Origin of the sequence: Spirillospora sp. NPDC047279, from assembly GCF_040643285.1 — a bacterium.
GTDB lineage: Bacteria > Actinomycetota > Actinomycetes > Streptosporangiales > Streptosporangiaceae > Spirillospora.
The window spans coordinates 271872-285241 of sequence record NZ_JBEYUA010000015.1; the positions used below are offsets into that span (position 1 = coordinate 271872).

Annotated in this window: 9 protein-coding genes; 6 read left to right on the forward strand and 3 right to left on the reverse strand. The window is 75.3% G+C overall.

Annotated features, from left to right (window positions below; all coding sequences use genetic code 11):
- Nucleotides 1–76 precede the first annotated feature (76 nt).
- Nucleotides 77–4003: a Pls/PosA family non-ribosomal peptide synthetase gene (locus ABZ810_RS34350; RefSeq protein ID WP_358410365.1), complete on the forward strand. Its 3927-nt coding sequence runs from the start codon at nucleotides 77–79 to the stop codon at nucleotides 4001–4003.
- 38 nt (nucleotides 4004–4041) lie between these two features.
- A complete protein-coding gene (locus ABZ810_RS34355) occupies nucleotides 4042–5367 on the forward strand; it encodes a M1 family metallopeptidase (RefSeq protein WP_358410391.1) in 1326 nt (441 codons plus the stop codon).
- 15 nt (nucleotides 5368–5382) lie between these two features.
- On the opposite strand, the gene ABZ810_RS34360 is transcribed toward ABZ810_RS34355, so the two are convergent.
- On the reverse strand, nucleotides 5383–6330 hold the full coding sequence (locus ABZ810_RS34360; RefSeq protein ID WP_358410366.1) for a helix-turn-helix transcriptional regulator: 948 nt from the start codon (nucleotides 6328–6330) through the stop codon (nucleotides 5383–5385).
- A gap of 467 nt (nucleotides 6331–6797) precedes the next feature.
- Here ABZ810_RS34360 and ABZ810_RS34365 point away from each other — a divergent pair, with 467 nt between their 5' ends.
- The 3 genes from ABZ810_RS34365 to ABZ810_RS34375 are packed head-to-tail and all read left to right on the forward strand — an operon-like array spanning nucleotide 6798 to nucleotide 11166.
- On the forward strand, nucleotides 6798–8825 hold the full coding sequence (locus ABZ810_RS34365) for an AAA family ATPase (RefSeq protein WP_358410368.1): 2028 nt from the start codon (nucleotides 6798–6800) through the stop codon (nucleotides 8823–8825).
- A 59-nt stretch (nucleotides 8826–8884) separates the two neighbouring features.
- Nucleotides 8885–10093 (forward strand): acyl-CoA dehydrogenase family protein, encoded by a 1209-nt coding sequence (locus ABZ810_RS34370; RefSeq protein ID WP_358410370.1) that lies wholly within the window; start codon nucleotides 8885–8887, stop codon nucleotides 10091–10093.
- Nucleotides 10090–11166 carry an acyl-CoA dehydrogenase family protein gene (locus tag ABZ810_RS34375; RefSeq protein WP_358410372.1) on the forward strand — a complete coding sequence of 359 codons (1077 nt, stop codon included), beginning with the start codon at nucleotides 10090–10092 and terminating at the stop codon, nucleotides 11164–11166. Before ABZ810_RS34370 ends, ABZ810_RS34375 begins: the two co-directional genes overlap by 4 nt.
- A gap of 52 nt (nucleotides 11167–11218) precedes the next feature.
- Here the strand turns inward: ABZ810_RS34375 and ABZ810_RS34380 are convergent, their stop codons facing one another.
- Together ABZ810_RS34380 and ABZ810_RS34385 are read right to left on the reverse strand one after the other, a co-directional pair.
- Nucleotides 11219–12265 (reverse strand): LLM class flavin-dependent oxidoreductase, encoded by a 1047-nt coding sequence (locus tag ABZ810_RS34380; RefSeq protein ID WP_358410374.1) that lies wholly within the window; start codon nucleotides 12263–12265, stop codon nucleotides 11219–11221.
- Nucleotides 12262–12786 carry an SRPBCC family protein gene (locus tag ABZ810_RS34385; RefSeq protein WP_358410376.1) on the reverse strand — a complete coding sequence of 175 codons (525 nt, stop codon included), beginning with the start codon at nucleotides 12784–12786 and terminating at the stop codon, nucleotides 12262–12264. Before ABZ810_RS34385 ends, ABZ810_RS34380 begins: the two co-directional genes overlap by 4 nt.
- Nucleotides 12787–12891: 105 nt before the next feature.
- Between ABZ810_RS34385 and ABZ810_RS34390 the strand changes: the two genes are divergently transcribed.
- Nucleotides 12892–13224 (forward strand): cupin domain-containing protein, encoded by a 333-nt coding sequence (locus ABZ810_RS34390; protein WP_358410378.1) that lies wholly within the window; start codon nucleotides 12892–12894, stop codon nucleotides 13222–13224.
- Nucleotides 13225–13370: the final 146 nt, after the last annotated feature.

Below are 13370 nucleotides of genomic sequence, written 5' to 3' on the forward strand. Positions count from 1 at the left end.
GCCCCGTGGTGGGACGGGGCTGACAACGTGATGCCGTGGTGGAGCGGCCGCCATCACCTCGACACCGGGGGAGAATTTGCGTCCACTTCCGGCCGACGTGCCCTTGGCCGTGCACGAGACCGCGCTCGCGACGGAGCCCGAGCCCGCGACGGCGCCCGAGCCTGAGAGACCCCGCGCGGTCTACCGGTCGCCCGGTGGCCCGCCCGCGCCGCGCACGCTGCTCGACGTCCTCGACGAGACCGCGCTCCTGCACCCCTACGCGCCCGCGCTCGACGACGGCACCACCTGCCTCGACTACGACGGCCTGCGCGCCGAGGCCGGGCTGGTGGCCAAGAAGCTGGAGCAGGCCGGGATCGGCCCCGGCGACCGGGTCGGCGTCCGCGTGCCGTCGGGCACCGTCGACCTCTACGTGGCCGTCCTGGGCGTGCTCGCCGCCGGCGCCGCCTACGTGCCCGTCGATGCCGACGACCCGGACGAACGCGCCGACCTGGTGTTCGGCGAGGCCGGGGTCTGCGCCGTCATCGGCGAGGCCCGCACGATCGAGACGCGCGGCACGCCCGGCGGGCGCAGCGGGCGGCCCGGTCCCGGCGACGACGCCTGGATCATCTTCACCTCCGGCTCGACCGGCAGGCCCAAGGGCGTGGCGGTCACCCACCGCAGCGCGGCGGCCTTCGTGGACGCCGAGGCGCGGCTGTTCCCGGCCTCCCCGGGCGACCGGGTGCTGGCCGGGCTGTCGGTCGCCTTCGACGCCTCCTGCGAGGAGATGTGGCTGGCCTGGCGGCACGGCGCCTGCCTGGTGCCGGCGCCGCGGTCGCTGGTGCGCACCGGCATGGACCTCGGGCCCTGGCTGGCCGGGCGCGGCATCAGCGTGGTGTCGACCGTGCCGACGCTGGCCGCGCTGTGGCCCGTCGAGACGCTCGACGGCATCCGGCTGCTGATCTTCGGCGGTGAGGCCTGCCCGCCCGAGCTCGCCGCCCGGCTCGCCGTTCCCGGTCGCCAGGTCTGGAACACCTACGGCCCCACCGAGGCCACCGTGGTCGCCTGCGCCGCGCCGCTCGGCGGCGACGGCCCGGTCCGCATCGGCCTGCCCCTGGACGGCTGGAGCCTGGCCGTCGTCGACCCGGCGGGCGAGCCCGTCGCGGCCGGCGAGACCGGCGAGCTGGTCATCGGCGGCGTCGGCCTGGCGCGCTACCTCGACCCCGCCAAGGACGCCGAGAAGTACGCGCCGCTGCCCTCGCTCGGCTGGGACCGCGCGTACCGCAGCGGCGACCTGGTGCGCGCCGACCCCGAGGGCCTGGTGTTCGTCGGCCGCGCCGACGAGCAGATCAAGCTCGGCGGCCGGCGCATTGAGCTCGGCGAGATCGACGCCGCCCTGCGGGCGCTGCCCGGGGTCACCGGGGCCGCGGCCGCCGTCCGCACCACCGGCGCGGGGCACCAGCTCCTCGTCGGCTACCTCGTGCCCGGCGACGGGTTCGACGAGAACGCCGCGCGCGAACGCCTCCGCGAGGCGCTCCCGGCGTCCCTGATCCCGCGGCTCGCCCGCGTGGAGACGCTGCCCACCCGCACGTCCGGCAAGGTCGACCGCGACGCCCTGCCGTGGCCGCTGCCCGGCACCGGCGACGACGCCGCAGGCCCCGGCGACGCGCCCCTGACCGGGGCGGAGGAATGGTTGGCCGCCCGCTGGGCCGAGATCCTCGGCGAGGCCCCGCCCGGCCCCGGCGCCGACTTCTTCGCCCTGGGCGGCAGCAGCCTGGGCGCCGCCCGGCTCGTCTCGGCGCTGCGCCCGCACCACCCGTCGGTCGCGGTCGGCGACGTCTACGAGCACCCGACCCTGCGCGCCCTGGCCTCCCACCTGGGCGCCACCGAGGCGGAGGAGGCGCCGCGCGCCGAGGTCTCCGACCGCACCGTCGCGCCCGTGCCGAGGCGGGCCGCGATCGTCCAGACGCTGCTGATGCCGCCGCTGCTCACCCTCGGCGCGATGCGCTGGGTGGTGGGGCTGGCGGCGCTCAACAACCTGGCGGGCCTGCCCTGGGCCCCCGCCGTCTCGTGGTGGTGGGTGCTGGCCGGCGCGCTGCTGTTCGTCATGCCGCTGGGGCGCATGGCCCTCAGCGTCGCCGGCGCCCGCCTGCTCCTGCGCGGGGTGCGGCCCGGCGACCACCCGCGCGGCGGCGCCGTGCACCTGCGGCTCTGGACGGCCGAGCAGATCGCCGTGCGCCTCGGCGCGGCCGAGCTGAGCGCCGCGCCCTGGTTCGCCTTCTACGCCCGCGCGCTCGGCGCCCGCGTCGGCCCCGACGTCGACCTGCACTCCCCGCCGCCCGTCACCGGGATGTTGCGCGTGGGCCGCGGCGCGGCCGTCGACCCCGAGGTCGACCTGACCGGCCACTGGCTCGACGGCGACGTGCTGCGGATCGGCGAGATCCGGATCGGCGCCGGCGCCACCGTCGGCGCCCGGACGGTGCTGTTCCCCGGCGCCAGGATCGGCAAGAACGCCCGCGTGGTGGCGGGCTCCGCGGTCACCGGCCGGGTCCCCGCCGGGCAGCGCTGGGCGGGCGCGCCCGCGGTCCGGCGCGGCAAGGCCCGGCCCCACGAGGGCGCCCCGCCCGCGCGGCGGCGCCGCTGGGCGGTCGTCTACGGCGCCACGGCGCTGCTGCTCGGCCTGCTCCCGCTGGTCACCGCGCTCCCGGGGCTGGCGGTGCTCGCCGCGTTCGCCGGCGACGCGGCGTCGCTCGGCGCGGCGCTGCCCGCGGCCCTGGCCGCCGTTCCGCTCGCCACACTCGCCGCGATGGGCACGTTCGCGCTGACGACCCTGGTGTCGGTCCGGCTCCTCGGGGTGGGCCTGGGGGAGGGCGACCATCCCGTGCACAGCCGCCAGGCCTGGCAGGCCTGGGCGACGAGCCGCCTGATGGGGATGGCCAGGGTGTGGCTCTTCCCGCTGTACGCGAGCATCCTGACGCCCGCCTGGCTGCGCGCCCTGGGCATGAGGGTCGGGCGCGACGTCGAGCTGTCGACCGTGCTGGCGCTGCCCTCGATGACCACGGTCGCCGACGGCGCGTTCCTCGCCGACGACACCATGGTCGCCCCCTACGAGCTGGGCGGCGGCCGGATGCGCGTCGCCAGGGCCCGCATCGGCAAGCGTGCCTTCCTCGGCAACTCCGGCATGGCCGGCCCGGGCCGCAAGGTGCCCAAGGGCGGGCTGATCGGCGTGCTGTCGGCGGCCCCCAAGAAGGCCAAGGCCGGCACCTCCTACCTGGGCATGCCGCCGGTCAAGCTGCGCCGCGCGGTCGGCGACTCCGACCAGTCCCGCACCTACGAGCCGCCGCGGCGGCTCAAGGCGGCGCGCGCCGCGGTGGAGCTCTGCCGCATCGTGCCCGCGATGCTGACCGTCGCGGTCGGCGTGCTGGCCGTCGCCGCGCTGGAGTGGCTGGCCGCCGCGTACGGGTTCGGCGCCGCCGCGCTGCTGTGCGGCGTGGTCGCCCTCGGCGCGGGGATCGCCGCCGCGACCCTCGCGACGCTGGCCAAGTGGCTTCTCGTCGGCCGGATCAGGGCGGGCGAGCGGCCCCTGTGGAGCTCGTTCGTCTGGCGCAACGAGCTCGCCGACAACTTCGTCGAGGTGCTGGCCGCCCCCTGGTTCGCCGAGCCGTGGCTGGGCACCCCGGTGCTCAACCTGTGGTTGCGGTCGCTCGGCGCCCGCATCGGCCGCGGCGTCTGGTGCGCCACGTACTGGCTGCCCGAGGCCGACCTCGTCCGGCTCGGCGACGGCGCGAGCGTCAACCAGGGCAGCGTCCTGCAGACGCATCTGTTCCACGACCGGATCATGAGCATCGATACGGTCGTGCTGGAGCGCGGTGCGACGCTAGGCTCCAACGGGGTCGTCCTGCCCGCGGCGCGGGTCGGGGCGGACACCACGGTCGGACCCGCGTCGCTGGTGATGCGCGGCGAGCAGCTGCCCGCCGGCACCCGGTGGCTGGGCAACCCGGTCGCGGCGTGGCCCCGCGCACGCTGACCAGCCCGACCCGGAGGACCTGACCGGCCGTGAACAGCATGAGCGAGCCGGACGACGGGCGGTGCTCCTACTTCCCGGGGCACGGCGCCGGCGGCTACCGGATCGCGCACTACGACCTCGCCCTCGACTACAAGGTCGGGCCCAACCGGATGACCGCCACGGCGCGGCTGTCGGCGGTGGCCACGGCGCCGCTGGTGCGGTTCGATCTGGACCTTGGACCGTTCCGGGTCAACCGGGTGCTGGTCGACGGCGACCCGGCGCGTTTCCGGCAGCGGCGCGACAAGCTGCACGTCACCCCGCCCCAGGCGATCGGCCTCGGCCAGGCGTTCGGCGTCGAGGTGCGCTACGCCGGCAACCCGCGGCCGATCTCCAGCCCGTGGGGCGGGCTCGGCTGGGAGCAGCTCACCGACGGCGCGCTCGTCGCCGGGCAGCCCATCGGCGCGCCGTCGTGGTTCCCCTGCAACGACCGCGCCGACCACAAGGCCTCGTTCCGGATCGCGGTGACCACCGCGTCGGCCTACCACGTGGCCGCCACCGGCAGGGAGGCCGGCCGGACCCGCTCCGGGGCCACCACGACCTGGGTGTACGAGCAGGACGAGCCGATGGCGCCCTACCTCGCCAGCGTGCAGATCGGCCGCTACCAGAGCACCCTGGTGCACGGCCGGATCCCGCAGCACCTGATCTACCCGAGCGCGGCCGTCGGCCGGGTCCGGCACGACTTCGGCCGGCAGCCCGAGATGATCGAGGTGTTCGAGGAACGGTTCGGGCCCTACCCGTTCGGCGCCTACACCGTCGTGGTCGCCGACGACGAGCTGGAGATCCCGGTCGAGGCGCAGGGCATGTCGATCTTCGGGGTCAACCACGTCGACGGGCGGCGCGGGGCCGAACGGCTGGTGGCGCACGAGCTGGCGCACCAGTGGTTCGGCAACAGCCTGACGCTCGCCCGCTGGAGCGACATCTGGCTGCACGAGGGCTTCGCCAGCTACGCCGAATGGCTCTGGTCGGAGGCGTCGGGCGGCGAGCCCGCCGACGAGCACGCGCTGCGCTGGCACGGCCGCCTCGCCGCCCAGCCGCAGGACCTCGTGCTCGCCGACCCCGGCCCGCGCCGCATCTTCGACGACCGCGTCTACAAGCGCGGCGCGCTCACGCTGCACGCGCTGCGCCGCACGATCGGCGACGGCCGGTTCTTCCCCATGCTGCGCGAGTGGACCGCCGAGCACCGGCACGGCACGGTCACGACGGCGGAGTTCGTGGCGCTCGCCGCGCGGTACGCGGGGGACGGGGGAGACGGGGGAGACGCCGCCCGGACCGGGCCGCTCCTTGGGGCGTGGCTCCACGCCCGGCCGCTGCCCCGGCTCCCCTGACGCGCTCCGGCCCGGTCAGTCCCACTCCCACCGGATGCCGTGCACGCCCGGCTTCACGTTCTGCTCGGCGATGTGCGCCATGTGCCGGCCGGTGAGCCGCAGCTCGGCGACGTCGGCCGGCGGGGTCGACACGTTCGGCTGCCGGTAGCGGTGGCACCGCGCGGGCAGCGCGGCCGGATCGAAGTGCACCTGGAGCAGGTACTCGTGCGCGGGGAACCGGAACCACCGGCTGTAGGAGTCCGACGGCGGCCCGCCCTCGGAGTAGCCGAACTCGTACTCGACGACGTAGGTCTCGCCGCGCTCCAGCGGGCGCTCGAACAGCAGCTCCGCCGCCGTCACGCCCTCGTCGGGGTCGGTGCGCACCCGGCCGGGCCGGCAGTACGCGACGCGTTGCAGGCCGGGGAGCACGCCCTCCTGGTTGTGGTGCAGGGCCACGTGCCGGTCGACGCCGCCGGCGCGCGCCCGCAGCACCAGGCGGGTCCGCACGGTGCGCTCCTCGCGGCCGGGGCCCACCGTGAACCGCTCGTGGCAGCTGACCCATTCCAGCCGGCCGTCGTCGCGGTTCTCGATCTGGCCGAGCAGCCGGTCGACGCTGCCGTGCACTTCGCAGATGTCGCGGTAGGGGAGCGCCCCCGGCACGTGCCGGACCCAGCGCCCGCGCGGGCGCGGCGGGCCGAGCAGGGAGACCAGCGACTCCGCCGGGACGCCGAGGATCTCCTCCAGGGCGCGCACGGCGTGCAGGGAGTTGGACCGCTCGGGCCGGCACCGCCCGCGCTGCCAGTTGCTGAGGCTGGCCAGGCTCACCCGGATGCCGCGTCCGGCGAGCCGCGCGTGCAGCCGTTCCAGGCTCAGCCCGCGGGCGCGGATGGCCGCGCGGAGAGCGGCGTCGAACGACGCGGCGTCCGGGACGCCGGGGGGTCCGGGTGGGGCGGTGCGCGACACGGAACGGGCTGGCGGGGCCATCGGGAGCCTCCAGGCGGCGCGAACGGGCCGGAATGATCACGAAGGTACCGTTCCGCCGGACGGCCGGGAAGCCTTACGGCGGAGGCCGGGAAGCCTTACGGCGCCGGGCCGCGCGCGTACGGGCGCGGCCGCCGACCGGGCCCGCACGCGCACCGGAATGGGTGTGCGCGTGCGGGCGGTCCCAGGACGCCGGGGTCTTGAAGACTGCGCCGGGGAGGCCGGCGGGGCAAGACGCGGGACCGGGTCCGCGGCCAAACCCTGAATCGGCGGCTCTAAAAGCTGAAAAACCGCCCTGGCCGGATGCGGCCGGAGAGAGGTCGTGCCAGGTGGGACGAGTGCGCCGGTCCCAGCCCTTCCGGCTCGTCACGGCCCGGCCGGGACCGGCGCTGGATCTTTAGAACGATTCCCGGCCGCGCGGGTGGGGTAGTCTGGCCGGTTCCCCCTCACGCCGCCGGAGGTCTGCACGCATGCCCACGACCGACCAGGCCGAGACGACCACCGACCAGGTCCTCGCCGACGAACGCGCGCACCTGGCCGAGTCGCGCGCGGCGCTGCGCCGCATGCGCGAGCACACCGAGTCCCTGTCCGCCGACGTCGCCGCCGACTGGGTGTCCAAGCAGATCCTGGAGGCGCAGCTCGAACTGCGCGTCGCCGCGCTCGCCGACCATCCCGGCACCCCGCTGTTCTTCGGGCGGATGGACCACGACGGCGAGGCCGCGTCCGACGAGCTGCCGGCCACGATGTACGTGGGGCGGCGGCACGTCCACGACGGCGACGAGGGGCGCCCGCTGGTCCTGGACTGGCGTGCGCCGGTCTCGCGCGGCTTCTACCAGGCGGGCCCGGCGGACCCGATGGGGTGGGCCCGGCGGCGCCGGTTCGGCTTCCACGGCGGCGAGCTGACGGCGTTCGAGGACGAGCCGCTGGACGGCCGGTCCCTGGGCCCCTCGGCCATCCTGACCGAGGAGATCGAACGCCCGCGCACCGGGCCGATGCGCGACATCGTGGCCACCATCCAGCCCGAGCAGGACGTGATCGTCCGCGCCGACCTGCTCCGGACCGTCTGCGTGCAGGGCGCGCCGGGCACCGGCAAGACGGCCGTCGGCCTGCACCGGGCGGCCTACCTGCTGTTCACCCACCGCGAGCGGCTCGCCCGCTCGGGCGTGCTGATCGTCGGGCCCAACCGCGCGTTCCTGGCCTACATCTCGGCGGTGCTCCCGGCGCTCGGCGAGATCCAGGTCGACCAGGCCACCATCGACGACCTCCTCGGCGAGCCGGCGGCGGACGAACCCGCCGGGGCGGCCGCGATCAAGGGCGAGGCGCGGATGGCGGACGTGCTGCGCAAGGCCCTCTGGCGCCACCTGCGCAAGCCCGAGGAGGGCCTGGTCGTCACGCGCGGCGCCAGCCGGTTCCGGCTCGCCGACCACGAGGTCCGCCAGATCGCCGCGGCCCTGCGCGGGACGATGCGGTACGGCAACGGCCGCGCCGCGTTCGCCCAGCGGCTGGCCCACCAGATCCTCGTCCGCATGGAGGAACGCGGCGAGGCGCCGGACGACCGCGTGCAGGACCAGGTCGCCCGGTCCAAGCCGGTCAAGGAGCTCCTCGACGCGGTCTGGCCCAAGGTGACCGCCGAGCAGGTGCTCTACGGGCTGCTGTCGGACGCGGACGTGCTCAGGGCCGCCGCCAGGGGAGTGCTGAGCGACGAGGAGCAGGCCGCGATCCGCTGGGCCAAGCCCGCCCGCTCGCACCGGTCGGCGCGCTGGACCACGGCCGACCGGGCGCTGCTGGACGAGCTCAACGGCCTCATCGAACGCACGCCGTCCCTCGGTCACCTGGTGGTGGACGAGGCCCAGGACCTGTCGGAGATGCAGCTCCGCGCGCTGGGCCGCCGCTGCGCCACCGGGTCGGCCACCGTCCTCGGCGACCTCGCCCAGGGCACCACGGCCTGGTCGGCGCGCTCGTGGGAGGACGTGCTGCGGCATCTGGGGCAGGAGGAGGGCGAGGTCACCGAGCTCACCCTCGGCTTCCGCGTCCCGGGCGCGGTGCTCGACTTCGCGGCCCGGCTGCTGCCGCAGGTGGCGCCCGGGCTCGCCGCGCCGCGGTCGCTGCGCGCCGGGGCCGGCTCGCTGACCCTGCGGGCCGTCCCGGACCTGGCCGCGGGCGTGGCCGGCGCGGCCCGGACGGCGCTGGAACGCGAGGGCTCGATCGGCGTGATCGTCGCCGACGACGCCGTTCCGGCGTACGCCGCGGCGCTGGCCCGGGCCGGGCTCGACCACGCCGTGCTGGGGCCGGAGGCCACCGGAGACCAGCGGCTCCTGGTCGTTCCGGCGACCCTGGCCAAGGGCCTGGAGTACGACCACGTGATCGTCGCCGAGCCCGCCGGCATCGTCGCGGCCGAGGAACGCGGGCTGGCGCGGCTGTACGTCGTCCTCACCCGGGCCGTCAGCAGCCTGACGGTCGTCCACCGGGCCGATCTCCCCGAGCGGCTGGCTTCATGATCTCTGGCTGTTGACGGGCCCACCCGGGCTTCCTAGGGTGGCCATACCGACCGGTTGGTATGGAGGTCCCTTCCGTGAGCACACCCCCACCCGACGCCGACGACCTGCGCAGGCGGGTCGAGGAGTTCCTGTCCGGGCACGATCCGGCGACCACCGAGCCGCTGGAGTTCCTGCGGGCCCGCTACGACGCGGGCCTCGCCTGGGTGCACTACCCGGAGGGACACGGCGGCCTGGGCGCGCCCCGTGCGCTGCAGCGCGCTGTGGACGAGCGGTTCGCGCGGGCCAAGGCGCCGCGCAACAACCCCGAGCGCAACGGCATCGGCCTGGGCATGGCCGCGCCCACGATCCTGACGTTCGGCACCGAGGAGCAGCGCGGCACGTTCCTGCGCCCGCTGTGGACCGGCGAGGAGGTCTGGTGCCAGCTCTTCAGCGAGCCCGGCGCCGGCTCCGACCTGGCCGCCCTCGGCACCCGCGCGGTCCGCGACGGCGACCGCTGGATCGTCAACGGGCAGAAGGTCTGGACGTCCATGGCGCACGAGGCGCGCTGGGCGATCCTGGTCACCCGCACCGACCCCGACCTGCCCAAGCACAAGGGCATGACCTACTTCGTCTGCGACATGACCGCGCCCGGCGTCGAGGTCCGGCCGCTGCGGCAGATCACCGGCGAGGCCGAGTTCAACGAGGTCTTCCTGACCGACGTCGTGATCCCCGACGAGCACCGGCTCGGCGAGGTCGGGCAGGGCTGGCAGGTCTCCACCACCACCCTGATGAACGAGCGGGTGGCCATCGGCGGCCAGGCCCTGCCGCGCGAGAGCGGCATGATCGGCGTCGTCGCCAGGTTGTGGCGTGACCGGCCTGAATTGCGCACCGCCGGGCTGCACGACTCGCTCATGCGCGCCTGGGTCGAGACCGAGGCCGCGCGGCTCACCGGCGAACGGCTGCGGCAGCAGCTCACCGCCGGCCAGCCCGGCCCGGAGGGCTCGGCGGGCAAGCTGGCGTTCGCCAAGCTCAACCAGGAGGTCTCCGGCCTCGAGCTCGAACTGCTCGGCGAGGAGGGTCTGCGCTACGACGACTGGACGATGCGCCGTCCCAGCGAGGTGGACTTCACCCGCCGCTCGCCCGGCTACCGCTACCTGCGGGCCAAGGGCAACTCCATCGAGGGCGGCACCTCGGAGATCCTGCGCAACATCGTCGCCGAGCGGGTGCTCGGCCTGCCGGGTGAGATCCGGGTCGACAAGGACGTGGCGTGGAAGGACCTGCCCAAGTGAGCGACCTGCTGTACAGCGAGATCGAGAACGACCTGCGCGCGGGCGTGCGCGGCCTGCTCGACGACAAGTGCGCCTGGCCGGACGTGCTCGCCGGGACCGAACGCGACGAGCCGTACGACGCCGCGCTCTGGCGCGCGGTCGCGGCCGAGCTCGGCTGCGCCGGCCTGCCGGTCCCCGAGGCGCAGGGCGGTGCCGGCGCCACCTGGCGCGAGACCGCGGTGACCATGGAGGAGCTCGGCCGTGCCGTCGCGCCGGTGCCGTTCCTGGGCAGCGCCGTGCTGGCCACCGCGGCGCTGCTCGCGGCGGGGGAGGAGGAACTGCTGGCCGGGCTGGCGGCGGGCGACCGGACCGCCGTGCTGGCGGTGTCCTTCAGCACCTCTCCCGGCGTCGTGCTGCGCGAGGCCGTCCACGCGGAGGACGGCCGGCTGACCGGCCGGGTGACCAGCGTCGCCGACGGCCTGGCCGCCGACGTGCTGCTGGTCCCGGCGCAGGACGGCCTGTACGCGGTGGACGCGGCGGACGTGACCCGCACGCCGGTGACCTCGCTCGACATGACCCGCAGGCTCTGCGACGTCGAGCTGTCCGGCGCGCCCGCCCGGCTGGTGGCGCCGGGCGACGCGGCCGAGCGCCACGCCCTCACCGTCGGGGCGGCGATGCTCGCCTCCGAGCAGCTCGGCCTCGCCGAGAAGTGCCTGGAGATCACGGTCGAGTACCTGAAGACGCGCTACCAGTTCGGCCGTCCGGTCGGGTCGTACCAGGGGCTCAAGCACCGCCTGGCCGACCTCTGGACGTCGATCACGCAGGCGCGCGCGGTCGCGCGGTACGCCGCCGCCTGCGTCGCGGCCGGTGACACCGACACCGACATCGCGGTGGCCGTCGCCCAGGCGCACTGCTCGGCCGTCGCGGTGCGGGCCGCCGAGGAGTGCGTGCAGATGCACGGCGGGATCGGCTTCACCTGGGAGCACCCCGCGCATCTCTACCTGAAGCGGGCCAAGAGCCTCTCGATCGCGCTCGGCACCGCCGACCGGCACCGGGCCACGCTGGCCGCCCTGGTCGGGCTTCCGCCGGCCTGACAGTGCTCGCACGCGGACCCGGCCGCTCCGGCGGCCGGGTCCACGTGCCGGGTCAGGTGAGGGAAGCCGGGGCGGGCTCGGCGTTCACCTTCGCGACGACGTCCAGGAGCCGGCCGAGGGTCGCCAGCCGCCGCTCGGGCGGGCCGTCCAGCTTGGCGAGCAGCGTCGTGGTCCCGGCCGCGCGGTGCAGCCGGAGCCGTTCGGCGATCTTCTCCTCGGTGCCGAGCAGGTTGGTGCGCAGCCCGATCTCCAGCGGCACGGCGGCGGCCGCGGCCTCGCGGTCGCCCGCCAGCCACAGCCGCCGCACCTCGCCGACGGCGTCGCCGAAGCCCTGCCGGGCGAACGCGTCGTTGTAGAAGTTGCGCCTGCGCGACCCCATCGCGCCGATGGTGAACGCGTAGCCGCCCGCGTGCCGCCGTCCGGCCTCCTCGACGTCGTCGGTGAACTCCACCGCGACCGGGATCGCCAGATCGAGATCGGTGAGAGCGCGGCCCGAGCGCTCGGCGCCCTCGCGCAGCGGCCCGAGGAACGCGGCGGCCTCCTCGGGCATGAACGCGTTGCCGATCCACCCGTCCGCGAGCTCACCGGTCAGGGCGAGATTGCGCGGGCCCATCGCCGCCACGTACGCCGGGACGCTCACCGGAGGCGCCAGGGAACGCAGTGCACGGCCCTGGCCGCCGGGCAGCGGCAGGCGGTAGACGCTCCCGTCGTGGTCGAGCCGTTCTCCCGCGGCGACCTTGCGCACGATCTCGATGGTCTCGCGGGTCGCCGCCACAGGCGCCGCGAACCGGACGCCGTGCCAGCCCTCCATCACCTGCGGCCCGCTGACGCCCAGCCCCAGCAGGAACCGGCCGCCCGACAGCGCCTGGAGCGACATCGCCGACATGGCCAGCATCGCCGGGCTGCGCGCGCCGATCTGCGCGATCGCCGTGCCCAGCCTGATCGTGGACGTGCGGGCCGCCAGGTAGGCCAGGGGCGTGAGCGCGTCGTGCCCCCAGGCCTCCGCCGTCCAGACCGAGGCCGCGCCGAGGCGCTCGGCCTCCTGCACGTAGGCGGTGTCGGACACGTCGAAGAACCCCGGGAAGATGCCCACCTTCATCGGGCCGCCTCCTCCGCGAGATCCCTGATGCCGTTCACCGTGGCCGTCATGTTCTCGCGGAACTCCCGCAGCCGCCGCGCCACGATCCGCTGCTCCTTGTCGGGCATCGCCTCGATGGCGAAGCTCAGCCCGGACCTGCCGGGCCCCATCCGCGCCCACTGCCGCAGGCGGGTGCCGCCCGCCTCGGGCTCGAGTGTGAACCGCCAGGTGCAGGAGGGCGGCTCCGGCCCGTCCAGGCCCGCCACGACGTACGCGAACGCCTTCGGCTCCTCGTACTCGACGAGCGTGCACGTCGTCTGCCACGTGCCGATCGCGGCGTGCTCGCTGTGCCCGGTGAACCTCGACCCGACGCCCGGCGCCGCGTCCGGCTCGGCCCACTCGGCCCCCGTGAACTCCGAGCTGAACCGGGCGGGCAGGCCGATGTCGGAGACGAACCTCCAGACGGTCGAGGGCGGCGCGGCGATCAGCACGTCCACCTCGACCACCGGGCCGTCGGCGTAGCGGGGCGCTTTCTGGGTCATGCCCTCACCGTAGAGGGGTGAGTTCAGTAGAGCAACGCACCCTGCTTCCCCGCTGCGACCCGGGCTTCGCCTTTTCTTCGTGTGATTCTTGGGAAAGTCGGTGTCATGCGAAAAATGTCACTGGACGCGCTGGCCCGTGAGCACCTGGAGAAGGCCGTGGCCGATTCCTCCGGACGCAGCGCCACGACCGTGTTCGGCGGTCACGAGCAGGTGCTCCGGCAGACCGTCATCGCCCTGGCGAGGGGGCGGGAGCTCTCCGAGCACGAGAACCCCGGAGAGGCGACCGTGCACGTACTGCGGGGCCGTGTGCGCCTGGTGGCCGGCGACGACGTGTGGGAGGGCCGGACCGGGGACCTGATCGTGGTCCCTCCCGCCCGGCACCGGCTGGAGGCGATCGAGGACTCGGCCGTCCTCCTCACCGTCGCCAAGCGGCACTGACCGCCGCGGGGAGGCCTCGGGTCCGCCGCGGATCCGGGGCCTTCGCGGGCCCTAGATCGTTGATGTGAAATTTGGTTAGTGGTCGTAGGCGGTGAGTGATCGTTTGGTGGGGGCGCCTACCTGCCAGTTGTGCCAGATGGCGGCGT

Coding starts and splice junctions, on each gene's coding strand:
- ABZ810_RS34355 (WP_358410391.1), top strand. CDS start 4,042: ATGAGCGAGCCGGACGACGGGCGGTGCTCCTACTTCCCGGGGCACGGC.
- ABZ810_RS34360 (WP_358410366.1), bottom strand. CDS start 6,330: ATGGCCCCGCCAGCCCGTTCCGTGTCGCGCACCGCCCCACCCGGACCC.
- ABZ810_RS34365 (WP_358410368.1), top strand. CDS start 6,798: ATGCCCACGACCGACCAGGCCGAGACGACCACCGACCAGGTCCTCGCC.
- ABZ810_RS34370 (WP_358410370.1), top strand. CDS start 8,885: ATGGAGGTCCCTTCCGTGAGCACACCCCCACCCGACGCCGACGACCTG.
- ABZ810_RS34380 (WP_358410374.1), bottom strand. CDS start 12,265: ATGAAGGTGGGCATCTTCCCGGGGTTCTTCGACGTGTCCGACACCGCC.
- ABZ810_RS34385 (WP_358410376.1), bottom strand. CDS start 12,786: ATGACCCAGAAAGCGCCCCGCTACGCCGACGGCCCGGTGGTCGAGGTG.
- ABZ810_RS34390 (WP_358410378.1), top strand. CDS start 12,892: ATGCGAAAAATGTCACTGGACGCGCTGGCCCGTGAGCACCTGGAGAAG.